Origin of the sequence: Prosthecomicrobium sp. N25 (assembly GCF_037203705.1) — a bacterium.
In the GTDB taxonomy this organism is placed as follows: Bacteria; Pseudomonadota; Alphaproteobacteria; order Rhizobiales; family Ancalomicrobiaceae; genus Prosthecodimorpha.
In genome coordinates, this window is sequence record NZ_JBBCAT010000006.1 from 233,933 (window position 1) to 256,570 (window position 22,638).

General features: G+C 66.6%; 19 protein-coding genes and 1 tRNA gene. 5 read left to right on the forward strand and 15 right to left on the reverse strand.

Annotation, left to right across the window (positions count from 1 at the left end):
* The first annotated feature begins 198 nt into the window (after positions 1–198).
* The 3 genes from WBG79_RS26840 (at position 199) to WBG79_RS26850 (ending at position 1,939) form a co-directional block, all read left to right on the forward strand.
* Positions 199–1,038, forward strand: coding sequence for a hypothetical protein (locus WBG79_RS26840; RefSeq protein WP_337360320.1), 840 nt, complete (start codon positions 199–201; stop codon positions 1,036–1,038).
* Positions 1,035–1,514 carry a hypothetical protein gene (locus WBG79_RS26845; RefSeq protein ID WP_337360321.1) on the forward strand — a complete coding sequence of 160 codons (480 nt, stop codon included), beginning with the start codon at positions 1,035–1,037 and terminating at the stop codon, positions 1,512–1,514. The genes WBG79_RS26840 and WBG79_RS26845 overlap by 4 nt, the downstream gene beginning before the upstream one ends.
* Before the next feature lie 197 nt (positions 1,515–1,711).
* Positions 1,712–1,939: an LPXTG cell wall anchor domain-containing protein gene (locus WBG79_RS26850; protein WP_337360322.1), complete on the forward strand. Its 228-nt coding sequence runs from the start codon at positions 1,712–1,714 to the stop codon at positions 1,937–1,939.
* A 354-nt stretch (positions 1,940–2,293) separates the two neighbouring features.
* Here WBG79_RS26850 and WBG79_RS26855 read toward each other — a convergent pair whose 3' ends face one another.
* Together WBG79_RS26855 and WBG79_RS26860 are read right to left on the reverse strand one after the other, a co-directional pair.
* Positions 2,294–3,064 carry a GntR family transcriptional regulator gene (locus WBG79_RS26855; RefSeq protein WP_443147522.1) on the reverse strand — a complete coding sequence of 257 codons (771 nt, stop codon included), beginning with the start codon at positions 3,062–3,064 and terminating at the stop codon, positions 2,294–2,296.
* 96 nt (positions 3,065–3,160) lie between these two features.
* On the reverse strand, positions 3,161–6,022 hold the full coding sequence (locus WBG79_RS26860; protein WP_337360324.1) for a phosphoenolpyruvate carboxylase: 2,862 nt from the start codon (positions 6,020–6,022) through the stop codon (positions 3,161–3,163).
* Positions 6,023–6,501: 479 nt separating this feature from the next.
* Between WBG79_RS26860 and WBG79_RS26865 the strand changes: the two genes are divergently transcribed.
* Positions 6,502–6,591: transfer RNA gene (locus tag WBG79_RS26865), tRNA-Ser, on the forward strand.
* 435 nt (positions 6,592–7,026) lie between these two features.
* On the opposite strand, the gene WBG79_RS26870 is transcribed toward WBG79_RS26865, so the two are convergent.
* From WBG79_RS26870 to WBG79_RS26920, 11 genes are all read right to left on the reverse strand, one after another.
* Positions 7,027–7,980, reverse strand: coding sequence for a DUF5995 family protein (locus WBG79_RS26870; RefSeq protein ID WP_337360325.1), 954 nt, complete (start codon positions 7,978–7,980; stop codon positions 7,027–7,029).
* Between the two features lie 1,133 nt (positions 7,981–9,113).
* Entirely contained in the window at positions 9,114–9,425 is a 312-nt protein-coding gene (locus tag WBG79_RS26875) for a DUF4387 domain-containing protein (protein ID WP_337360326.1), read from the reverse strand.
* A gap of 16 nt (positions 9,426–9,441) precedes the next feature.
* On the reverse strand, positions 9,442–10,806 hold the full coding sequence (locus WBG79_RS26880; RefSeq protein ID WP_337360327.1) for an acyclic terpene utilization AtuA family protein: 1,365 nt from the start codon (positions 10,804–10,806) through the stop codon (positions 9,442–9,444).
* A gap of 24 nt (positions 10,807–10,830) precedes the next feature.
* Positions 10,831–11,811: a sigma-54 interaction domain-containing protein gene (locus tag WBG79_RS26885; RefSeq protein ID WP_337360328.1), complete on the reverse strand. Its 981-nt coding sequence runs from the start codon at positions 11,809–11,811 to the stop codon at positions 10,831–10,833.
* On the reverse strand, positions 11,808–12,905 hold the full coding sequence (locus WBG79_RS26890; protein ID WP_337360329.1) for a C45 family peptidase: 1,098 nt from the start codon (positions 12,903–12,905) through the stop codon (positions 11,808–11,810). The genes WBG79_RS26885 and WBG79_RS26890 overlap by 4 nt, the downstream gene beginning before the upstream one ends.
* Positions 12,902–13,903, reverse strand: coding sequence for an ABC transporter ATP-binding protein (locus WBG79_RS26895; protein ID WP_337360330.1), 1,002 nt, complete (start codon positions 13,901–13,903; stop codon positions 12,902–12,904). The genes WBG79_RS26890 and WBG79_RS26895 overlap by 4 nt, the downstream gene beginning before the upstream one ends.
* On the reverse strand, positions 13,896–14,921 hold the full coding sequence (locus tag WBG79_RS26900) for an ABC transporter ATP-binding protein (RefSeq protein ID WP_337360331.1): 1,026 nt from the start codon (positions 14,919–14,921) through the stop codon (positions 13,896–13,898). Before WBG79_RS26900 ends, WBG79_RS26895 begins: the two co-directional genes overlap by 8 nt.
* The gene (locus tag WBG79_RS26905; RefSeq protein ID WP_337360332.1) at positions 14,918–15,814 is read right to left on the reverse strand and encodes an ABC transporter permease; all 897 of its coding nucleotides are present in this window, start codon (positions 15,812–15,814) and stop codon (positions 14,918–14,920) included. The genes WBG79_RS26900 and WBG79_RS26905 overlap by 4 nt, the downstream gene beginning before the upstream one ends.
* Positions 15,811–16,818, reverse strand: coding sequence for an ABC transporter permease (locus WBG79_RS26910; RefSeq protein ID WP_337360333.1), 1,008 nt, complete (start codon positions 16,816–16,818; stop codon positions 15,811–15,813). Before WBG79_RS26910 ends, WBG79_RS26905 begins: the two co-directional genes overlap by 4 nt.
* Positions 16,819–16,846: 28 nt before the next feature.
* Complete coding sequence (locus tag WBG79_RS26915) at positions 16,847–18,388, reverse strand: ABC transporter substrate-binding protein (RefSeq protein ID WP_337360334.1); 1,542 nt, start codon at positions 18,386–18,388, stop codon at positions 16,847–16,849.
* A 374-nt stretch (positions 18,389–18,762) separates the two neighbouring features.
* On the reverse strand, positions 18,763–19,938 hold the full coding sequence (locus WBG79_RS26920) for an acyl-CoA dehydrogenase family protein (RefSeq protein ID WP_443147523.1): 1,176 nt from the start codon (positions 19,936–19,938) through the stop codon (positions 18,763–18,765).
* Between the two features lie 132 nt (positions 19,939–20,070).
* On the opposite strand from WBG79_RS26920, the gene WBG79_RS26925 reads away from it, so the two are divergent.
* A complete protein-coding gene (locus tag WBG79_RS26925) occupies positions 20,071–20,763 on the forward strand; it encodes a winged helix-turn-helix transcriptional regulator (RefSeq protein ID WP_337360335.1) in 693 nt (230 codons plus the stop codon).
* A 41-nt stretch (positions 20,764–20,804) separates the two neighbouring features.
* On the opposite strand, the gene WBG79_RS26930 is transcribed toward WBG79_RS26925, so the two are convergent.
* On the reverse strand, positions 20,805–22,124 hold the full coding sequence (locus WBG79_RS26930; RefSeq protein WP_337360336.1) for a TRAP transporter large permease: 1,320 nt from the start codon (positions 22,122–22,124) through the stop codon (positions 20,805–20,807).
* A complete protein-coding gene (locus WBG79_RS26935; protein ID WP_337360337.1) occupies positions 22,121–22,627 on the reverse strand; it encodes a TRAP transporter small permease in 507 nt (168 codons plus the stop codon). Before WBG79_RS26935 ends, WBG79_RS26930 begins: the two co-directional genes overlap by 4 nt.
* Positions 22,628–22,638: the final 11 nt, after the last annotated feature.

Sequence of the window (22,638 nt, forward strand, 5' to 3'; positions counted from 1 at the left end):
CTTGACACAAAAGATCTATCAAGGGGCGAGTTACTCTGGAATACCATTGTCAGTCGAGACCTGACGACTTGAAGCATATAAACGCTTTTGACTATGGTCATGCCGACAACACATGAGCAATGGCTCATGGACGGGAACCAGAGTACGGGCTTGCCGCTTGATGTGAGGATCCACGCTGCGGCGGTTCGGGAGATCGGCATGGCCGCGGTCGCAGACATCAGCCCCGAACCTCGAGATCGCCCCACAACAGCAGCCGCGCTCGATCCCCGGGTCCTGACGGTCCTGATCGGCGCCGCCTTCCTGAATGCCGAGTTCGGCAACATCTACGATTCCGTCGCCCGCTGGGGCTGGGCAACCGCGCTCTTCGCCGCCTTCGAGATCAGCGGCATCGTCTGGATCGCGGTGGCGATCCTGCTCGGCCGGCTGGCGCGGCTGCCGGCCCTGCCTCTGTCGGCGGGGGACGTCGTCGTGTTCGCGGCCGTGGCGGCCCTCGTGCTCTACCCCGTCCCGCAGGCGGCCTGGGCCGGGCTGACGCTGGCCGGTGTCTGGCTCTTGGCGCGGGCCGACAGGGCGCCTGGTCTCCGCCGGACCGCCTCGCTGGTCCTGGCCCTCGCCTTCGCAGGATTGTGGGGCCGCCTGATCTTCCGCCTGTTCCTGGATCCGATCCTGCTCGTCGACACTACCCTGGTCGCCTGGGCGGCCGGTCTGCCGTTCAACGGCAACGTCATCGAGGCCGCCGACGGCAAGAGCGTTCTGAAGGTCCTGGAGGGCTGCTCCTCCTTCGCCAACTTGTCGCTCGCGGTTCTCGGCTGGGTCGCGGCCCGAACCTGGTTCGGCGCGAGCGGCTGGCGGCGCACGCTCCTGTTCCTCCCGATTTCGATGGCCGCCGTGATGGCGATCAACACGACGCGGATCGCCCTGATCGCACTCCACCCTGATCAGTATGGCCTGCTTCACGGGCCGGTCGGGACCAGCGTCGCGGGCCTGGCCACGACGATCGCCATCTTCGCGATCTCCATCGCGGGGAACCGCCGGTGAAGCGAGGTTTGGTCGGACTGGTCCTGGTGCTCCTGTTCTCGGCGGCATCACTGGCCCTGAAGTTCAACGCCGAGGCGAACCAGCCCCCCTCACCGGGTCCGCGCCTGCTGGCTGCGCTCGGGCGCAGCCTGGAGAGCGCCGGCTACCGCGCCCGCGTCGATCTGCGCGGCGGCCTCGTCGAGGGTGAGTCCCCGGATTGCACCGTGGCCTTCGGGCTGAGCCGCCCGGAGGGCGGGGACGACGGCTACCTGCTCGAGCGCTATGCGGGCTCCCACCGGATCGCCTACCTGTGGAAGGGGCGGTTCACGGAGAAGCGCCCGGGCATCCGGGCCCAAATCGAAAGCTACGCCTATCGGCTCATCGCCCCCCTGCGGCTCGGCATCGACCCCAAACCGATCTACCTGGTGTCGATGTCGTCGGGGTGCCGGAGCGAACTGATCGCGGGTCTGGCTGCGCCGAACGGGGAGGTGTTCTAAGGTCGCCACCTATATCCGAGAGTATATGTGACCACACCGCAGATTAAATCCATTCGATAACGAATCCGCCTTTCCGCAGCCGCTCTCCCTGCGGCAAACATGCCACATTTAACCTTGGCATACCGCAGCGCTGCAGATAGGGTTGACATGATCGGCAAATGCGAACTAAGGTTTAAACATATTAGGAGGATTGAACGATGATCATGCGTGCTGTAGCCGTTGCCGCCTTCCTTGCCGCCAGCTCGACGCTGGCGATGGCCGCTGTCGAGGGGCCGAAGGGTGGTGGGACCGGTGGTGGGGTGACCCCGAATATCGGTGGTGGCGAAGGCCCCAAGAATGTCCCCGGCCCGATCGCCGGCGCTGGCCTCCCGCTCCTGCTCGCCGCTGCCGGCTATGCCGCTTGGCGCCGTCGCAAGGCCTCCTGAGCCGAGACGAACTTCGAAATTCGAACGCGCCCGCTTGCGGGCGCGTTTTCGTTTGTGGCTAGGCAGGGCGCACGCGGGCGCGGCAGACCTTCCGGTTTCCCGCGGGCAGAGCCGGGGCGCAAGTCCCGCGTGCTGGATCGGCGTAGGCCGGGTCGTGGCCGCGACGGCAGGCGCCTGCGGTTCGACCGGAGGCACCGGCCTTCACGGCCGTAACACTTCGGGCTCCCGACAAGATCTGCCGGCCGGTCCGTCCGGACCGGGTGCGCGGCCGTCATGATGTAAAGGTCGGCACGCCGGGCGGGCGTTCGCCGGGCGCGACTTGGTCTGACGTTCGAAGCGAAGCGGCCGGCAGCCTCAGTCGAAGATTTCGTGCCCGTGCGCTTCCACATAGGCGGCGAGGCCGAGCGTGTGCTCGCGCGAAAGGGTCTCGGCCCGGTCGGTGTCCCGCCGCTCCAGGGCATCGATGATCGCGAGATGGTCCTGCATGGACCGGGTGATGCGGTCGTCCCGGCCGATCGTCAGCTGCCGCAGACCGCGAACGTGCATCAGGAGGTTGTCGGTCATCTCGCCCAGGAGCTTGGACCCGGAGATGCGGATGATGGTCTGGTGGAAAGTGATGTTCGCGGTCGAATAGTCGGCCAGGTAGTCGACGGGCTTGTGGCTGTCGTCGAACCCTTCGAACAGCTTGCGCAGGCCGGTGATCTGCTGGTCCGTCGCGTGCAGGGTGACGAGCCGCGCCGCCATGCTCTCCAGCGCCGCCCAGGCCTGGATCATCTCGACGATCTCGCGCTGGGTCTTGCGCAGCACCATGATGCCGCGCCGTGGCAGGGACTTCACGAAGCCTTCCTGCTCCAGCATCGCGATCGCCTCGCGCACCGGCGTCCGGCTCACGCCGAGCCGCTCGGAAAGCTGCCGCTCGTCGATCCACTTGGGCTCGGAGGTCGAGTAGATGTCCATGTTGGCGATGGCGTGCTTGAGGGCCACGTAGACCTTGGTCTTGTACGTCTGCTCGGGGGCGAAACGCTCGATCACCAGGTCGGGCGCCGGTTCGTCGGCCACGGGCCAGCGGGCGGGAGACTTCACTCGGGTTTCCTCCTCGATCCGGCCAGTTCTGGACTCTGGCATACAAGATACATCATAGGCGCCGCCGGCCGCCCTGTCGAGGCGGCCGGGTGCGTCCAATATGCGCGGGACGGAGGAGCGTGCTGCGTTGGGGCGCTGCTACCCGTGGGCGCCGAACTCGAGCGCGATCGCGGCCCCGATCGACAGGATGACCCCGTAGGTCTCCTCCATCGGGTTGATCTTCTCCTCGGTGATGTCGGCGTAGTGGGAGACCCGGTCCTCCGGATAGGTGCGGGGTTCGTCGAGGGCGTAGCTGCCGATGTCCGTGGCGTTGACCGGGTAGGTGTCCCTGAGCATGGCGATCGCCTCGGGGATCCGCAGGCTGAACACGAGCTCCATGATGTCCTCCCGGCTGACGTCGTTCCGGGTGGAGAAGCGCGGCACCCGCGCCGCCATCAGGAAGATGTGCTGCAGGAGCGCGAGCCGGACCGCCTGCAGGAGGGCGATCCGCTCCCGCTCCTCCGCGGCCTCGTCGTCCACGTCGAGGCCCACCATCCCGAAGAGGCGGTGCAGGTAGATGGCGTCGAGGCGCATGGAGACGGCCAGCGCGTTGATGGCCACCTCGCGGTCGTCGTTCTGCAGGAGCTGCGCGATGTAGAGGCAGGGCTCGGTGAGATGCTGCTCCGCCTCCGGGTAGGGCCGCGACGACCAGAAGGCCGGATCGTACAGGTTGGCGAAGGCGTTCAGCGTCTTGATCGAGGCCAGCCGCTTGGAGTGGAGCACGAGGCCGGTCAGGCGGCGCAGCCGGTCCGAGGCCGCATAGATCTCGACGAAGCGGTCCTCCTCGCCCTTGGTGGCGCTGCCGAAGCCGGCGACCACGTTCACCGGGTATCCGAGCTGCTGCAGCATGGCGTTGTGCGGGATGGCCCGGATGCGCCGGATCTGGTGCACTTCGCCGCCCGAGACGTCGAACTGCCGGCGCGACTTGCGCGAGCCCGTGTCGTTGAGGAGCCCCTGCGCGAAGGAGCCGAGCGCCCGGTGGTAGGAGCGGTCGTCCAGCAGGGTGCCGTGGTAGGCGGCGAGCCGGCGGAAGAAGTCGTACGTGAAGTTGGTCCGCTCATAGAGGAGGTCGTCCTCCGCCTTGGCGGCCCAGCCCGCATCGGCCTCGATGAGGCGCGTCACCGTTGCCAGCGACAGCTCCGGCGTCTCGAAGTGGACGTAGCCGTCGCCGCCCTGGAAGCTCACCTCATGGACGAGGTGGATGCCCCGTTCGGCGAACTGCCGCCGCGCCCAGGGGCTCATCACGTAGTAGGCGCGATCCTCGAAGCTGGTCGGATGCGCGCCGCGCCCGGCCGATTCGCCGTGTGTGTCGAAGACCAGGACCTCCACGTCGGTGAGCCCGTGCCGCTCGACCGCGCGGGCGAGATGGCCGTGGACGCGCTCGATGGCGAGCACCGCGGTGATCTGGCCCATGAATCGGCCCGCATCCGAGAAGCCGGTCTGGATCGCGAGCCGGCCGCGCCGGCGCACCTGCTCGCGATACTCCGGCGTCTCGAACATGACGTCGAAGAAGCGCGCGGCGCTCTCGAGAGCCTTCGGAGTCTCGAACAGGGGGGAGACGTCGAGCTTTTCGGCGATCCCGAAGAGGCGGGCGAAGTAGAAGGCGCAGAGCACCGTGGCGGGTGTCTCGCATTCCGCGATCAGGAAGCGGACGGTCGAATCGGCGTCGACGTGCTTCAGGATCTGGGCGGCGAGCAGGAACTGCCGCATCGCCGTCTTGGTCTCGATGTCGATCGACCCGAAGTTGATGGCGAGCGGCTTGGCCTCCCGCATAAGCGCGCTCAGCCGCTCGATCATCGAGCGGCCGTTGAAGTGGTCGTCCGAATCGAGGTGCAGGTGGTGACGCAGGGCGTTGTGGAGCTGGGTGGCGTTGATGCGCAGGTGCACCTCGCCGACCCCGAAGGAGAGCGCCTCCATCTCGCTGGCGAGGGCCAGGAGCTTCACGGCCGTCCCGTCCGAAGCCCGGTCGGCAATGCGCTGCAGGTCCTTGACGAAGGGGGCGATGCGCACGGCCTTGTTGGGGTAGTCGCCCGTCAGCGCGTTGGCGGCCGCAGTGACGCTCTTCGGGTCGAGGGCGTCGACCGAGAAGCCGGCGAGCGCCCGCTCGGTCGCCGCACGCGTCCAGGAGAGCCGCGATGCGAGCGCCTCCAGGTCGTCCGCGACGGCGGGCTCCCCGGCCGCCAGGCCCGCGATGCGAGTCAGCTCCGCCTCGTAGCGGCCGATCTGGCGGATCTTCTCGACGAGACGGAAGCGAAAGGAATCGACCCAGCGGATATCGGTGCGGCCGTCGAGGTCGTAGCCGACCCAGGTGCCGAGCCCGACATAGCCGATACGGGCGTGACGCCAGTCGGCGTAGCCCTTCTCCTTCAGAATCTCGATCGCGATGGCGTTGAACTCGGCGACCGCCGCCTTGGCGCTGTCGAGCGCCGCCATGGCGGCCTCGTGTTCGTCGACGAGGGTGATCCGCCGGTCCGGGCCGAGCGGCGCCGACCAGGGGCCCGGATCCTTCCCGCTGGCGAGCGCGGCGAGCGCCTTGCGCAGCGGCGTGGAGAGCAGGAACGTCGGGTGCGCCGTGAAGACGATGCCGAGCGCCCGCCGCGCGATGCGCGCCAGCGCCTCGGGGGTGACCGTCTCGTCGCCCAGGAGGGCGAGGATCGCGGCCTTCAGGCGTGCCCGGTTCTCGTCCATGTCGACCGGGCCGACATGGGCGGCGAGCCGCGCCGCCCTCGCCTCCAGGCTGGTCCGGCATACGTCGGCCGCCAGGGCGAAGAGGTCCTTGCGGGTGATGCGGCCGCCCTCGAGCTGCCGGGAGAGCTCGAAGGCGAGCTGGCTGACCGCATTGTGCTTCGGCTCGTTGCGCACCCGGTCGCGGCCCGCCGCGAGCCTTTCGCGGCAGAAGTCGGCGAGCGACGGCTCGGCGGTTCCGACGGCGTCAGGGGTCTTGCCGAGAGGCCGGTTCATGCTGTCCTCCATCCGATCGCCCGCGCCATCGGCACGGCTGGTGCGGAACTCCTGCGACGCCCGCCGCACGGGCCGGGCGGATGGCCCGGCGAAGGTCCCCTGCGGTCCGGCACGGAATGCCTCGGACCCGCCCTCGGGCGGGTGGCTCGGCAGTCCTTGCGAGATCTCGAGGGGCGAGGGCGCGGCCTTCGCTGCAGCGCCATCGGGGCGGCTCGCGAGAAATTCCTTGCAAGGAAGGTGGTAATCCCAACCCGGCCGCCAGTCACCGGGCAATTCGGCGCCAGCTGCATAAAATGGGTGCGTCACGTTGAAAGGGCATTGGAAGGAATGCCACCCCTCCGCTTTTGTAATGCCCGCGCGGCGCTTCGCAGGCCCGGTCCCCGCCCCGGTTCCGGCCCGCGCCGAACCAGCCCGCGACCCCCTTGCCTCCCCCCCGGCACCTGTGTAAGTTCCGCCGCCTGTCGACCGGCCGGTCCTGCGGAGAGGTGCCAGAGTGGTCGATTGGGACGGTCTCGAAAACCGTTGTACGTGCAAGCGTACCGTGGGTTCGAATCCCACCCTCTCCGCCACAAATTCAGATATTGCAGAGACGACTGTGGTTGATTTGGGCTGCTGGCGAATAGTCGGACGCCTCAAACAGTTCTCCATCGCGAAAATCGCCGGGCCTTACCGAAGAGACGCGCATTACGACGGTCGCCGCGCTCCGATTCTGCGAAATCTCCAACTCGCATTTCCGTGGTACGGGCGTCTCCGCGACTGCGTGCTCAATCATCCAGTCGGTTCAAGTCTCGCGGTCCGGTCCGAGCCCCGCCTCGATCCGATCGGAGTGCCGCCCGAAGATCGACAGACAGCGCTTTCGACATATCCGGAGGCCTCCACCCGGCACACAGTCTGAATCAGCTTCCGGCCGATTTGGGAACCCCACCTGATTCGGTCAGGTCGGGTTCCGCTCTAGAAGACCGCATTGCGAACACCCGGCCTTCGCGCCCTCCCGCGCCCACTTCCTACTGCCCCAGCCGCCGCTTCGCCTCGGCCCATGCTTCGGCGCGCCACTGGTTGACCTGGCTTACGTCAAGGCCGGCCCCGAGCGCGTCGCCGACTTTCACCCCGGCCTCGGGGATGGGTCCGAGTGACGCCACCAGCGACATTGCTGCCGTCCGCGCCTGATTGAAGACTGTGCCCATGGCGAAGAAGTCCGGCTTGTAGGTATCGAACGGCGGCGCCGGATCGAGGCAGTATTTTGTGACGAACAAGCGGTAGGCAGTCTCCAGCGCCTGGCCCATATCGCCACGGATGTGGGCGTTGACGCCGGTGACAAGGCTGGCCACCACCCCGTTCGACCAGCCCAATATCGAATCGTTGTCTGGCCGGCCTGTACTCATGAAATGCGCACGCCACAGCGGTGAAACCGCGCCGCCGCCGGCCCCCCACGAATCCAGCGCCTGATTGTACATGTTGTAGAAGATCGGAATGAAGTGGAGCACAAAGCCCGGCTCCTTGTAATCACGTGCCGCGCTGATCTCGAAGCCCGTGGTGATCTCGTAGAGCTTAGCGAACCAGTATTTCGTGTCGATGATCGTCGGAATGAAGCGGCCGGTTCGCCCGACCGCACCGACGGTGCGGACAAACCGGCTGGCAACTTCGATGCTCTGATGCCTGGTGCGGCTGGCCGCTCTGGCTTCGATCTCGAACGACTTGCTGAAGTCGTTCGGGCACGACGGCTTGGGCGGCGTCCGCGTATCAGGCAAACCCTTTCCGGCCGTCTGCTCCATGACCTCGTCGCGGATGCGCAGCCAGCGGTTGGCGAGGTCGTGATCCCTCTTGGGATCGAGGGTGCGGGTTATGCCGGTCCGCTCCCTGAACAGCCTGTTGACCTCCTGGTCGACGTTCGCCCGCACTGCGGCGGGCAGGTTCATGTAGCGTTGCGACCAGACACCGGGAATGTAGACGTCACCCATGTTCGCCTCGTGAGACTGCCGTGAGCCCGCGCATCGCGCAGGATAGGGACGGGAGAGCGTTTCGGGCTGATGCCGCGAGCACGTCGCGTGGCCGCCTGTTTGCGTCAGCGCGGTACTGTTGACTAATATAATCAAACAAGCAGAGGCGCAGATCCATAATTCGCATAGTAATCGCTATCATTTACAGTACTTACTTTCCAACGTGAATTTCGACACAAGCAGCCCTCCCATGAATGGGCTCGGGAACGTTCAATACACACCCCCAGTGTACCAGTTCCAGCCCGTGCAATAATTCACTCATACTGACGAGTTCGTGAACTGATGACGATGATACCGTCGCGCTTACCGGCCAAGGCGTTACTTGCACAAGATGCGGAGTGACCTGCGCCTCGTTTCCTGGATTGCCGGAAGATCGTCTTCATTTTGAAAGCAGGCGGAGGAAGGCATGCCGGTGGCGAAGGTCTGACGCAGGGGAGCGTTCCTGTCGATGACATGACCTCGCCAACGGGGGGAGCACCTCATCTTGGATTGAGACGCGACAGCTCTAAACCGGTTGCTTACGAAGTGCCGGCCAGAAATGCTCTCAGCGGTATGTGAGCCCACAACTAACAAGGCCGGCGCATGCGCCTGGCTTCATTTGTACCGGGAACTTAGATCAATGCTGAGCTGCCGGTTGGAAGGCGCGGCGACGTGCGTCCACCCACAGGCTTCTCGGGCGGTGCTACAGTCCAGCGCATCCCCGTTCCTGTGTAGGCCATGAGCTTTCTGGCCGACAGCCCAACCGGCTGCGTGCCGGAGGGCACCGCTTCAAGGATAGGCGGCGCGAGGCAGGTGACCCGGAGGAGCCGGGTGACGTAGGACGATGTGAGGCGCGTGTGCACTACCCATTCTGAATGCCTGAGGAGTTCCGCTTCCTGGCACGTCTGCACACCGGCTGGCCGAAAAACGAGCTTGGCGAACCAAAATCTGTTCGACAGGCCCGCGACGCAAGCTCAGGTGATCGCGGCACTCGGAAACCCCGATCCGGTGCGTGGCGGCCCTGCTTCCAAAACCCTCCTTCAATTCGGTCGCCATCTATCGATCCGATCAGCGAAAGCCGGTATCTCGGGCAAAGCCGGACCGGCAGGCCGGACCTAGGGGATCTCGAGCGACAGGAGCGGCGCATACTGTTGGGCCCCGAATATGTCGCCATCCCCAGGCGACCCGCTGGGGCGGTCGCGCAGGATCGTGAACTTGATGGCGAGGGCCGGGTCGAAGATAACGAAGTCGGTGATGCGGGCCGGGTCGATCCTGTAGAGAGCGGACATGGACTCGCGCGTGATCGCGCCGGAGCCGACCACGCGTCGGTATGTTTCAGGCTCGGAGAAGATCACGTCGAAGGTGATCTTATCAGTGCCGGCATTCTTGCTGCGGATCGTCTTGGCAAGGTCGCAGAGCTTCGTCATGGGGATCCTCTGGGGCTCAGGCGCCGACCTGGGCGATGTGGCAGGGGAAGACCTCGAGCGGGTCGGCGAGCCCGACCGTGTGGTTCAGGGTCCAGCGATAGGCCGGGCTCGCCCGCATGACCTCGTCGAGCGCGAAGGCCACGGAGCCTGCCGTGCCCTTCACGTCGGGAAGGCGCGCGTAGAACATCTGCCGGGTACCGGTCATGCAGACCTCCTCGGCCATTGCGGTCGTCGGCGCGATGCCCTGGACCATGACGCAGAGCTCGTGCGCCGGCCGGTCCCGCTCCGGATCGAGCGGTCCCATGACCCCGTCCCTGCCGTAGACCGTGTAGTGGAGTTGGTAGTCGGCATTGCCGAAGCGGTCACGGGCCTGCTCCCTGGCCCAGTCGATGACCCGATCGACATTGGCGATCGTGTACGGGTCCCGGATCCCGACGAGGCCAACGTAGCGCTCTCCGATCTTGCCCGATCCCTCGAGCTTCACCCGCGTGCCGTCCGAGGGCACGAACTTCGGGCCAGTGACCCGTGTGGTCTTCGGTCCGATCTGCTCGTAGCGGCACTCGCTCATGTCCAGGCAGCCGCCCGCGACATATTCGAAGAACGGGTTCGACCGCTCGTACATCGCGTGTCCGGCGACCGACGCGACGGTACAGCGCTGGTCCGGATGCATGGCTGTGACGCGCACCTCCGTATCGGTGATCTCTCCGAGCACGGTCTCCTTGCCGCCGTAAGGCTCGGCGCAGAAGGAGGCGCACTCCAGGACCTTGCCGAGATAGTAGGAGAGTGCCTCGGGGTAGCCGGCGCGAATGGCGGGGGCGGCGAAGATCGCCGCGTCGCTCGACCGGCCTCCTATGATCACGTCGGCTCCCATGTCGAGGAGCTTGATAAAGGGGTGCACGCCGGCGAGGGCGACGATCCGTTCGGTGGCATCCAGTTCCGCGTCGTCCAGATCGGGACGCGCATCGAGGCCGGTCACCGTCTGTCCAGAGCGCATCCGGGAGCGCAGCCAGTCCTTCTCGATTTCGGAATAGAACCAGCCGAGTCGGAAGGGGGGCAGGCCATGCTTCGCCGCCAAGCTCCGGATGATGTCGACGTAGAGATCGACCCGGCTGTTGGAACCCGTGTCGCCCGCCGACCCGATGATCATCGGTACGCCGCGCGCCCGTGCGGCCAGGAGCATCAGTTCCAGGTCGTGCGTCTGCCACGCGAGAGGGCTGGTGGACGTATCGGAGCCGAGGGGCACGGGGCCGACGTCGTCGCTGCCCGAGTCGGCGGCGATGATGTCCGGTGAGGCCTGGACGCCCAGCGCGAAACTGCCCGGCCTCGTCGGTGCGAAACCGAGGTGTCCGTTGGGGCAGATCATCTTCATCGAGCGAGACACGGCGCGATTTCCTTCCGGTTTGGTTCAGGGCCTGATCTTCAGGCCGAGCTTCAGGATCTGGTGGCGGAGCGCGTGACGCGTCAGCCCGAGGGCTTCGGCGGCGCGCTGCTGGTTGCCGCCTGCCTCGTCGAGGGCGGCGCGAAGGAGATCGGCCTGGAAGGCGTGCGTGGCGTCGTGGAAGCTCATCCGACCACCTCGGCGGAGCGGTAGCCCCTCGCCGGCGATGTCGCGCATGACCCGTGCCGGAATGTGCGCGACTTCGACGCGGTCGGTCTCCTCCAGGGCCACGATGCGTTCAAGCAGGTGCTGCAGCTCGCGCACGTTGCCGGGCCACGAATAGCGCACCAGGATGTCCTCGACCTCCGGCGACATGCGGCGGATATCGCGGCCGTAGCGGTCGCTGAGCTGCTGCAGGAAGTGCCGGGCGAGGTACAGGATGTCGCCGCCCCTTTCGCGCAGGGGGGGCAGGTTTATGGCGACGACCTGCAGTCGATAGTAGAGGTCCTCCCGAAAGCGCCCCTCACGTACCTCGCGGAACAGGATGCGGTTCGTGGCCGCGACGAAGCGGACGTCGACCGTGATCGGCTGGACCGAACCGATGCGCCGGAAGCTCTGCCGGTCGATCAACGTAAGGAGCTTCGCTTGCAGGACCGGACTGAGTTCGCGGATCTCGTCGAGGAACAGTGTGCCCCCGTGGGCGGCCTCCACCAGACCGACCTTCTTGCTCGCTGCCCCCGTGAAGGCGCCCCGCTCGTGGCCGAAGAGCTCGGACTCCACCAGTTCCGTCGGGATCGCCGCGCAATTGATGTCCACGAACGGCCCGGCCGAGCGCTGCGAAAGCTCGTGGATGGCCTGGGCGACCAGCCCTTTTCCGGTTCCGGTCTCGCCATAGATCAGTACGCAGCGTGCCGGACTGGCGGCGGCCTTCCGAACGAGCCGACGCACGTCCTCGACACCCGGATGGCTGCCGAGGATCTGGTCGATGGCGGCCGGGGTCGGGGTCATGACGCATGCCCGGCGGAAGCATCGGCGGCCCCTCCCTCGCCGTCGGTCGCGGCATTCTCCCAGGGCGCGATGCAAGGATTTCCCCGCGCGACCCGGAGCCGCCGGTCGGCGGTGGTGTAGAGGGCGCAGGATACCGTGTGAGCGCCGTCGCCCTCGCCGTGGCGGCAGAAGCCGGCCGGCCCATGGCTCGCCATGGCGGCCTGAATGGACTCCGGCGTCCCGAGGCCCAGGCCCGAGTCGAAGCGGCTTCTGAGGTTCGCCAGACGACCTGTAGTCGACGTGAAGGCCGCCGCGGAGACTCGGGCCTCGGTGGCTCGGAGCGGCTCGGCGAGGAAATGGTTCGTCCGGAAGGCCGGCTCGGACCTGTCGATGCGGGGGCCCTCGGCCAGCAACTCGACGCTCGCCACGGCACCGGAGGCATCCGCGAGAATGAGGCTGCCGCCCCCGGCGTGGCGCAAGGATCCGATCAGATCGATAGCTTCGGACACTGTCCGGCAGGTGAAGAGGATCCGGGTCATCAGAAGGTAGCGCAGCCAACCGATCTGGTGGCGGGGAGCCGGGATGGCCGTGTCCGCGAGGGCGAGCCCGGCGCCGTTGATGCCGCTCGAGTAGACGCCCGGAGCCCCGATGGTCCCGACATTCAACACCACGCCGCCGGGCGCGGTTGGGTCCCGGTGCCGGAAGACGGCCTGGAAATGACGGTGCGGGCCGGAGAGGTCCCGGTTCTTGACGAGGATGGCGCCACCCTCGGGCCGCGGGCGTGCCCAGGCGGTGCAGCCGTCGCACTCGAACGCGTGCGACAGGATGGAGAGATGAAGGAGGGCGAACAGACGCTCGGGTGCGATGCCGAGGCCGGCCGCGACGCCGTCGAGCTCGGACATCTCCGGGGCCGCATGCCGGCGCGCAAAAGCCATCTGGCCGGCCAGATAGCGATGGGCCGCTTCCGACTCGATGACGGTGGCGGCAGCCGAATACCGTGCGTCCAGGACCGCACGCACTTCGGCTGCATCGACGCCCGCGGCGCGCACCTGTGCGGCGCCGCGCTCCGCCGGGGAGCCTTCCAACTCGATCACGTCGGCCTTGCAGGTATTCATGATCCGCTCACTCCGTGCAGGTGGCAGGACACGCGGTGGCCTGGTGCGACCTCCGTCTCGGCCGGCGCCATCTGCGCGCAGACCGGCATCGCCGCCGGGCAGCGTGTGTGGAAACGGCACCCGGAGGGCGGCGTGATCGGGGACGGCAGGTCGCCGACGAGGCGGATCCGCTCTCGGCCCTCCTCGGGGTGGAGTCGCGGGGCGGCGGCGAGGAGCGCGCGCGTATAGGGATGCGCCGGCGCCCGCAGGATGGCGTCGCGCGGCCCGACCTCGACCAGCTTGCCCAGATACATGACGGCGATGCGGTTCGAGACGCGGCCGACCACCGCCAGGTCGTGGGAGATGAACAGGTAGGTGAGGCCGGACTCCGCCTTGAAGCGAAGCAGGAGTTCGATGATCTGGGCTTGGATCGACACGTCGAGCGCCGAGACGGGCTCGTCGCAGACCACGAAGTCAGGGTTGAGGATGAGCGCGCGGGCGATGCCGATCCGCTGGCGCTGACCGCCCGAGAATTGATGCGGGTAGCGGCGCAGGTGGCGGGCGGACAGCCCCACATGGGGCAGGAACTCCGCCGCTCGTTCCTCGGCGTCGCGCCGCCCCAATCCCTCGTGCAGGCGAAGGGGCAGCCCGACGATCTCACCGACCGTGCGGCGCGGATTGAGCGAGGCGTAGGGGTCCTGGAAGACGATCTGCATGCGGCGCCGAAGGGGTCGGAACTGCCGTTCCGAAAGGTCCGTTATGTCCTGGCCGTCGAACTGGATCGTGCCCGAAGACGCTGCGTGGAGTTTCAGGAGCACCCGGCCGAGGGTCGACTTTCCGCAACCCGACTCGCCGATGACGCCGAGCGTCTCCCCTCGGGCGACCGTCAGGCTGACGTCCTCGACGGCGCCGACCGCGGCCGGCTTGCGCCCCAGGAGACGCTTGGCGAGCGGCATGGGAAGCGGAAAGCGTTTGACGATCCGGTCGGCCACCAGCAGAGGGGTAGCGGGGTCACGCATCGACCGGCTCCCCGGGACGCACGCAACGAACGGCTCGCCCCGGCCCTGCGGGCGCGAGCGGGACAGGCGTCCGGCACGCCTCGTCGGCCAGGCCGCAGCGGTCGAAGAAGCGGCAGTGGGCGGGCAGACGGGTCGGGTCGGGAACTTGGCCGGGGATCGGCTGGATCGGGCGATCGAGGTCCTCGAGGGAGGGCATGGAAGCGAGGAGGCCGCGCGTATAGGGGTGCAGCGGTCGGTCGATGACGTCCCGGGTCCGGCCCGCCTCGACGACCTGGCCCGCGTACATCACGAGGACCCGGTCGGAATGCTCGGCGACGACGCCGAGATCGTGGGTGATCAGCACCACGCTCATGCCGAGGTCCCGGCGCAGGTCGGCGATCAGGTCGAGGACCTGGGCCTGGATGGTGACGTCGAGGGCGGTGGTCGGTTCGTCGGCGATCAGGAGTCGGGGTCGGCAGGCGAGCGCGATCGCGATCATGATCCGCTGACGCATTCCCCCGGAAAACTGGTGCGGATAGTCGTCGAGCCGCTTCCCGGGGGCGGGGATGCCGACGAGGCCCATGATCTCCACCGCGGCCCGGCGAGCCTCCGCCATCGACGCGGCCCGCCCGTGGGCGAGAAGCGTCTCCGTGATCTGGGTGGCGACCGTGAAGGCGGGATTCAGCGCCGTCAGGGCGTCCTGCATGGTGATGGCGATCTCCCGGCCGCGCAGATCGCGCCGCGCCTCCTCGGACAGGGCGAGCAGGTCGCGCCCCGCGAAGGAGAGACGGCGCGCCGTCACGGTGCCGGGCGGGCGGACGAGGCCGAGGACGGACAGGAAGGTGACGCTCTTGCCCGATCCGGACTCGCCGACGACGCCGAGGCACTCGCCCTCGTTGACGGTGAGATCGAGGCCGTCAACGGCGGTGACCACGCCGCCCCGGGTCGGGAAGGATGTGGTCAGGCCCTCGACCACCAGCAGCGCCCTGGCAATCTGGCCGTCTTCGGTCCTGAGGTGCGGAACCACGGGGGCGGTCATGCCTGGATCCTTGGATCGAAGGCGTCGCGAAGGCCCTGGCTGACGATGTTGATGGCAAGCACGAGCGCCAGGATCGCGAGGCCCGGGAAGGTGGAGACCCACCAGGCATCGATCAGGAATTCCCGCCCGTCCGCCACCATGGAACCCCAGGAGGCGGTGGGCGGCTGCACGCCGAGGCCGAGGAACGACAGGCTCGCCTCGAGGATGATGACTTGCGCGATCCGCACCGTCGCGACCACCACGACGGGCGAGACGATGTTGGGCAGGATCTCGCGGAGCATGATGTGGCTGCGCGAGGCGCCGAGGGACCGGGCCGCCTCCACATATTCGAGTTCACGCACGGCGAGCGTTTCGCCCCGCACGATCCGGCAGGGAACGACCCACTCCTTGTAGACGAGCGCGAGCACGATGTTCTGGAAGCCGGGCCCCATCATGGCCATGAGGCCGATGGCGAAGATGAGGTACGGGAATCCCAGGAGAACGTCGACGAGGCCGGAGATGAGTCGGTCTGTCGCCCCGCCCAGGTACCCCGCCGCGAGGCCGGCGAGGACGCCGACCGCCGTCGCGATCGCCACGACGAGCACGCCGACCAGGATGGAGACGCGGGCCCCGTAGATGAGGCGCGAGAGGATGTCGCGCCCGAGGCCGTCGCAGCCGAGCGGGTATGCCCACTCGCCGCCGAGCCAGGCGGGCGGCTGCAGTCGGCGGAAGAGATCGGCCTCGTTGGGGTCGTGAGGGGCGACGAACGGCGCCAGTACGGCCGCGGCCACGAAGGCGACCACGACGAGCGCGGAGAGGACGGCCAGGCGATTGTCCCGGAAATTGGACAGGCCGAGCGCCAGCGGCGAATCCGCTCTCCCTCCGGCCTCCCTGTCGGCGGTCCCGGCGGTCACAGGCGCACCCGGGGGTTCAAGACGGTGTAGAGGAGGTCGGCGGCGAAGTTCAGGACGACGTAGGTGACCGCGTAGAGCAGCACGGCCGCCTGAACGAGCGGGAAGTTGCGGCTGAAGATCGCCTCCACCACCAGCCGGCCGAGGCCGGGCCAACCGAACACGGTCTCGACGATCATGTTGCCGCCGAGCAGCGAACCGGTTTCGAGTGCCGCGACGGTCACGGTCGGGATCAGGGCGTTCTTGAGCGCGTGACGGCCGATCACCCTCGCGCGCGTCAGGCCCTTGGCCTCCGCGAAGAGGACGTAGTCGGACCGGAGCACCTCCAGCATCGACGAGCGCGTCACCCGCGTCAGCACCGACGCCATCGGCAAAGCGAGCGTCAGGGCGGGAAGGACCAGGTGACGGAGGGCGTCGAGGAAGCTCGAGGGACGGCCGGCGATCAGCGCGTCGACGAGGAGCAGACCCGTGACGCCCGGAACTTCGGAAGAGTAGCCGATGCGCCCCGAGACGGGCAGCCACCCGAGCGTGACGGAAAAGAGCAGGATCAGGAGGATGCCGAACCAGAACCCCGGCAGGGAAACGCCCAGCAGGGAACCGACCGTGGCGGCACGGTCGATCCAGGAGTTCTTGTGGACGGCGGCGAAGACGCCGAGCGGGATCGCGATGGCGAGCGCCAGGACGAGGGAGACGAGCGTCAGTTCGATGGTGGCCGGAAGCCGCTCGAGGATCACGTCGAGAACCGGGCGCCGGTGGAAGAAGGAGAGGCCGAACTCGCCTTGCGCGGCGTTCCACAGGAAAACGAAGAAGCGCTCCCAGGGCGGTCGGTCGAGACCCATGTCGTGCCGGAGCGCAGCCTCCTGTTCGGGGCTCGAGCGGCTATCGCCGAGCATGATCTGGACCGGGTCGCCCGGAGTCAGCGTGATCATCAGGAAGACGATCAGGCTGACACCGAGGAGAATCGGGATCAGGGCGGCGAGCCGTTCGAGGAGGCGGCCGGGCGACATGGATGCGGGCTCCGGGGCTCGGCGTCGGCTAGTCGACGCTGGCGTCGTGGAGATTGATCCGGCTGTCGGCGGACGGTTGCCAGCCCTTCAGCCGCTTGGACACGCCATAGAGGTCCTGGGGCAGCCAGAGGAAGACCCAGGGCACGTCGGCGTTCACCTGCGCTTGCGCCTCCTTGTACATCGTCTCCCGCTTCACCTGGTCCACCTCGGTCTCCGCCGCGTCCAGAAGCTGGTCGACCTTGGCGTTGGCGTAGCCCGCGGCGTTGCCGCGGCCCCCCGAGCGGAGCGTCGGCACCATGATGTCCGACGGGTCGAGCGCGCCGTTGCCCCAGGAGGTGAGGTAGAGATCGCGGTCCTTGCGCTTGTCCGCGGCGTTCCACATGGGCGACAGGACGGCGCCCTCCCAGACCTGGACATTCGCCTTGATGCCGGCGCGCGCCATCAGTGCGGCGATGGCCTCGGCGGTCGGCTTGAAGGCCCCCGTCGTGTCGATGGTCAACTCGAGGTTCGCCACGCCCGCCTCGGCGAGCAGCTTCTTGGCCGCGTCCGGGTCGTAACGGTACTCGGGCAGGTCCTTGTTGAAAGCGAAGGCGTCGGGGCTCATGACCCCGTTCAGCGGCGTGGCGCGGCCCTCCAGGATCTTGTCGATGATGAGACGCCGGTCGACCGCGTGGTTGAGCGCCTTGCGAACGCGGACGTCGTCGAAGGGCTTCTTAGCCAGGTTGATCGCCATGAAGAAGGTGCGGGTGCCGTTGACCGCCATCACCTTGGCGCGCTCGCTCGCCTCGACCTGCCGGATGGCGGAGGCGGGCAGTTCGTTGATGATGTCGACCTCGCCGGCCAGGAGCGCGGCCACCCGGGAGGCATTCTCGGGAATGATCTTGAAGATGGCGCGGTCGACCTTGGCGGGCCCGACCGGCGGAATGGCTGGGGAGCCGCCGTAGTAGCCCGGATCGCGCTCCATGATGACCGCGTCGCCGCGCCGCCATTCGACGAGCTTGAAGGGGCCGACGCAGTCGACCTTCGTGGCGAGGGCGGCATCGCCCTGCTTCTCGACGAAGGCCTTGCTGACGACCTCCTGGAACGGAAGCATCGCCGGGAGGATGGGCCAGGGGGCGGACATCTTGAAGCGCACGGTGCGCGTGTCCACGGCTTCCACGTCCTCCACCGGACCGAGGAGGCTCTTGCGCGGGCTGGTCTGCCCGCTCATCGCCTTGTCCTTGACGATGCGGTTGAACGTGAAGGCGACGTCGGCGCTGGTGAGCGGCGTTCCGGAATGGAACTTGAGGCCGTCCCTGATCTTGAATTCCCAGGTCAGAGGGTCGACCTGGCGGAAGGAGTCGGCAATCTCGGGGACTACCTTCATGGCCGGGTCTCGGGTCAGCAACCCGTCGCACATGTTCCGCAGGATCGTTTCGTTCTCGCGGTTGCGGTGATTGGCCGGATCGAGGGTCTGCGCGTCCTGGCTGAACCCGACGCGCAACTCCGCGGCCGACAGGCCCCCGGCCGGGATCGACGCAAGAGCGAGTACGGCCAGAAATCCGAGGGGTCTGCGGCGATGGGCAGTCATGGCGATCCTCCCGATCGTGGAGCACAGGGGTGGACGTATGCTGACCCCTTTGTTCGCAATGTACATGCCAATCCCCTGGGATCCGGCACGAGCGCGGCGCAGCCTTTCGCATCACCGGTTTGGCGCGGCTCGCGCTCGGGCTCCCCCATGCGATCCAAGCAGCAGGTGCGTGATTTCCGCACAAAAGCGTGAATATCACGCGTAGGCGGATGAAGTCAGCGGCCTTTCCGACCGGCTCACCTCGTTCGTACGCAATGGTCCGCGCGAACGGAGTCTCGGCGGGCGGCCCCGGGACATGCGCCCAGGGCCGCAACCGTCGGTTGGATCACCGATTGGGACGTTGGGGGTCCAATACTCGCGGCGGTCCTCGCCGGCTAATAGACCTTCGCGGTCGACAAGCCGAGCGCCGTTGCACCGGCATAGTGCGCTTGCGGTCCGGCTTGCAGCGGGTGAAATCGAGCACCTTGAATGTCGCGAAAGCGACGCTCCAATCCAGCGGCGCGGTAAAAGGATGCGCCGCCTGCGAGTTCCATGGCGAGCTCGACGGCCGCGATTGCATGGCGGGCGACGAGACTGCGTCCGATCATGACTTCATTGACCGTATGCGCCGAGGGTGCGTTCAGAGCCACGATGTCGAGCATCCAGCGATGCGCGAGCTGAGCCGCCCTCAGTTCGGTATCCAGGCGGCCGGCTAGAGACGGGTCTGCCTGCGGCCGTCCTCTTGCAATGTCGATTGCGATATCGCGAGCGCTCTCCGCCACCCCCAGATACACGGCATAAACGAGTGGAAAGGCGATGGTCGCGATCGTCTGGAAAACGGGATGCCATTCCCCCGCCTTGCGGGAGAAGGCGACAGAAGCGTCGGCAACGAAGAGATCGTCCAGGACGACATCGTTCGAGGCGGTGCCCCGCATGCCCAGGGTGTTCCAGGTCTGCTCTATGCGCACATTCGCGGACGCCATCGGAACGCCGAAGTGAATGACGGAGCGGCTGCCATCGTCTTTCTCGTAGATGGCACTGGTCATGAGAATGTTGCCGGCCTCCGCCCCCGAGGTGAATTTCTTTCGCCCGGAGACGCGAAAGCCTCCCTCGACCTTCTCGGCCTCGCCCGAACCGCCGATCCAGTCCGAACCGCCCGAGGAGAGAAGGATCACTCTTTCGGCGGCAACACGCCGCAAGAGCGGCTCGAGCAGCAAGGCGTTCTGGTGCCGCCAGCGCCAGGCCGCGGTCGCGACTTGATGCGTATGCATCGAGAAGGCCAGTGCGGTAGAGCCACAGTCCCGCGCCAGAACTCGCAACATTTCAGCGAGTTCGGGAATTTCCGCGCCTCCCCCGCCTAGCTCGCGCGGAACGCCGGCTTCGATGAGGCCTTCTTCCTTCAAAGTCGCGAAGCTGTCCGAGACGAAGACATTGTCGCTGTCGACCTGCATGGCGCGGCCGGCCATCTGAGGCCCCAGCCGATGGGCGAGGTCGACGAAATTCTCCTTGTCTGGGAGGTCGGGCTGAACGGGCGATGTGTCCGGGCTCATCGTGGCTGCGTACGTGGACATGTGGACCTCCCTGGTAGTGACGGGAATAATCCTTCGCGGCCTTGAAGTGATCTAGTCCTGGAACTGTACCGCCTGTTTCTTTGGGGTGGCTTTCGCGCTATTGTTCGGCTCGATCATCGGAGATCACGAGCAATGGACCAGCGTGCGGGCTACGGCCAATTCTGCCCAGTGTCCATGGCATCCGAGATTTTGTGCAGCCGCTGGACAACTCTTGTCGTCAGGGAACTGTTGTGTGGCAGCTCGCGCTTCAATGATCTCCGGCGTGGACTACCGAAGATGTCGCCCTCCCTTCTATCCAAGAGGCTCAAGGAGCTGCAGCAGGCCGGGGTGATCGTCACTCGTCCAAACGAGAACGGAACCCTGGAATATCGATTGTCGGAGGCGGGCGAGGAACTCCGACCGCTCATCATCGGCCTTGGCGAATGGGCCCAGCGCTGGATGGAGTCGAGGCTTTCCCTGAAGAACCTCGACCCCTCGCTGCTCATGTGGGACATGCGCCGCAGCCTCGTCGTCGCATTGCTTCCCGAGCGACGCAGCACGATACAGTTCGTGTACTCGGAAGTGCCCCTGCAGCAGAGGAATTGGTGGCTGGTAGTCGACCGGGGCAGCGTTGATCTATGCAGCTTCGACCCCGGCTATGAGCTTGATCTGCTCGTGGAGAGTTCGCTTCGCTCGATGACCTCCGTCTGGATGGGACTGACCACAATCAAGGATGAGGTCGACAGTGGGCAACTGAGATTGGAAGGCGATCCAGCCTTGACCTATGCAATGCCGCAATGGCTAGGCCTCAGCATATTCGCCAAGGTCTCGCGACGGGTGCAGTAGAGACCTTGCGTAATAGGCAGACAGAGTGCCGAGGTGCCGTATCATCGCAGGAAATCCGGGGAGATCAGTCGCGGCAGGAAGAGCACGATCTCCGGCCAGACGATAATCATCACCAGGACGATGCACATCGGCGCGAGCATGATTAGAACGTCCTTGATCGCGTCCATCAGGCGCATGCCGGCCATTGAGCAGGCGATCAGGAGGCACAGGCCATAGGGCGGGGTGACGAGGCCGAAGGCCAGGGACACGATACCGATCATCGCGAAATGCACAGGGTCCATGCCCGCCGACACGGTCAGGGGCTGCAGGATGGTCCCGACGATGATGATCGCCGGAATCGCATCTAGGAAACAGCCGACGACCAGAAAAACGCCGGCGACCAGGAACCCCATCCCGGTCGGGCCGAGGTGCCAGGCCGAGACGCCGGACAGGATCGCTTGGGGAATCTTGTAGTAGGCGAGGAGCCAGCCGAAGGCCGATGCCGTGCCGACGCAGAAGAGTGCGATGGCGGAGAAGCGCCCCGTGTCCACGAGGGCCTCGTAGAAGCCACGCAGGTTCATCTCGCGGTAGAAGAGCAGGCTCAAGAACGCAGCATAAATGACGGCGATGCAGGCGGATTCGGTCGCGGTGAACCAGCCGAAGATCTTGCCCCCTATGATGATGAAGGGCGTCGTCAGCGCCGGCACGGAGACGAGAAGGCTGCGCGCCAGGTCGCCCCAGCTTGCGCGCTTATAGGTCGGATAGTTGCGCATCTTGGCGTAGACATGCACGGTCGCCATCTGGGCGACGGTGATCAGCGCGCCCGGAACGATGCCGGCGAGAAAGAGCGCGCCGATTGAGGTGGTCAGGGTCCCGCCCCAGATGATCATGAGGATGGACGGCGGAATGATCACCGCGAGCACCGACGAAACCGCCGTGATGGCGACCGAGAAGCTGTCGTCGTAGCCCTCCCGTCGCTGCGCCTCGATGAAGACCTTGGATTGGCTTGCCGCATCAGCGGTCGAGGAGCCGGAGATGCCGGCGAAGAAGAAGGACAGAACGACATTGATCTGGGCGAGGCCGCCGGGCCAGTGGCCGACCATGGTCCGGGACAAGGTCATCAGCCGGTCCGTGATGCCGCCGCCGTTCATCAGGTTCGCGGTCAGGAGAAAGAACGGGACGGCGAGGAGGATGAAGGAATTGTAGGAGTTGAAGGTCTCCTGAACGAGAATCTCGGAGGAGAGCCGCGGTTCGATTAGGAGGATGGGGAGGCACGCGAGCGCCAGCGAGAAGGCGACCGGGATGCGCAAGAGGAGCGCCGTGAAGAAGATGCCGAACAGGATCGCGGCCGCCTGGCCGGAGCCGAGGAGGGATCCGGTCATCCATGCCTCCCGGTCAGCGCACGGAAATCGTCCACGTAGTGCTCGGCGAGAAACAGGATCCAGCTCGCGCCGGTGAGCGGCCAAGCGACGTGGATGATCCAGAGCGGCAGCTCCGCGAGTTCCGAGATGCGGTAGATCGCCTGGTCGGTGAACTCGTATCCCTCGATAAGGAAGACGAACGCGATGGCGAGTACCCCGGTCCGCGCCACGAGCCGGAGCGCGGCGTCGGCCTTGCGGCCGAGGCGTGGCCAGACGTCGACGTCGAAGTGCGTCCACTCGCGCACCCCGACGATCGAGCCGATCATGATGGCCCAGACGAACAGGAAGCGCGCCATCTCTTCCGTCCAGATGTAGTGCGGGATGATGTGGGTGAAGCGCGAGAAAATCTGCAGCGTCACCGGAATGATGAGGACGCCGAGCAGGAGTGCCAGCATCGCGAGCAGGATGCGGTGGTACCAGGCCGTGAAGCGTCGCCACGCGCCGGCACTGTCTGAGGACGCCATGTTTCCCCCCG

What these genes read in the sequence shown, in the direction of transcription:
- WBG79_RS26890 (WP_337360329.1), bottom strand. Translation starts at nt 12,905, where the DNA reads ATGAATACCTGCAAGGCCGACGTGATCGAGTTGGAAGGCTCCCCGGCG.
- WBG79_RS26855 (WP_443147522.1), bottom strand. Translation starts at nt 3,064, where the DNA reads ATGCCAGAGTCCAGAACTGGCCGGATCGAGGAGGAAACCCGAGTGAAG.
- WBG79_RS26840 (WP_337360320.1), top strand. Translation starts at nt 199, where the DNA reads ATGGCCGCGGTCGCAGACATCAGCCCCGAACCTCGAGATCGCCCCACA.
- WBG79_RS26915 (WP_337360334.1), bottom strand. Translation starts at nt 18,388, where the DNA reads ATGACTGCCCATCGCCGCAGACCCCTCGGATTTCTGGCCGTACTCGCT.
- WBG79_RS26930 (WP_337360336.1), bottom strand. Translation starts at nt 22,124, where the DNA reads ATGACCGGATCCCTCCTCGGCTCCGGCCAGGCGGCCGCGATCCTGTTC.
- WBG79_RS26935 (WP_337360337.1), bottom strand. Translation starts at nt 22,627, where the DNA reads ATGGCGTCCTCAGACAGTGCCGGCGCGTGGCGACGCTTCACGGCCTGG.
- WBG79_RS26885 (WP_337360328.1), bottom strand. Translation starts at nt 11,811, where the DNA reads ATGACCCCGACCCCGGCCGCCATCGACCAGATCCTCGGCAGCCATCCG.
- WBG79_RS26875 (WP_337360326.1), bottom strand. Translation starts at nt 9,425, where the DNA reads ATGACGAAGCTCTGCGACCTTGCCAAGACGATCCGCAGCAAGAATGCC.
- WBG79_RS26870 (WP_337360325.1), bottom strand. Translation starts at nt 7,980, where the DNA reads ATGGGTGACGTCTACATTCCCGGTGTCTGGTCGCAACGCTACATGAAC.
- WBG79_RS26850 (WP_337360322.1), top strand. Translation starts at nt 1,712, where the DNA reads ATGATCATGCGTGCTGTAGCCGTTGCCGCCTTCCTTGCCGCCAGCTCG.
- WBG79_RS26910 (WP_337360333.1), bottom strand. Translation starts at nt 16,818, where the DNA reads ATGTCGCCCGGCCGCCTCCTCGAACGGCTCGCCGCCCTGATCCCGATT.
- WBG79_RS26900 (WP_337360331.1), bottom strand. Translation starts at nt 14,921, where the DNA reads ATGACCGCCCCCGTGGTTCCGCACCTCAGGACCGAAGACGGCCAGATT.
- WBG79_RS26895 (WP_337360330.1), bottom strand. Translation starts at nt 13,903, where the DNA reads ATGCGTGACCCCGCTACCCCTCTGCTGGTGGCCGACCGGATCGTCAAA.
- WBG79_RS26920 (WP_443147523.1), bottom strand. Translation starts at nt 19,938, where the DNA reads ATGTCCACGTACGCAGCCACGATGAGCCCGGACACATCGCCCGTTCAG.
- WBG79_RS26860 (WP_337360324.1), bottom strand. Translation starts at nt 6,022, where the DNA reads ATGAACCGGCCTCTCGGCAAGACCCCTGACGCCGTCGGAACCGCCGAG.
- WBG79_RS26925 (WP_337360335.1), top strand. Translation starts at nt 20,071, where the DNA reads ATGGACCAGCGTGCGGGCTACGGCCAATTCTGCCCAGTGTCCATGGCA.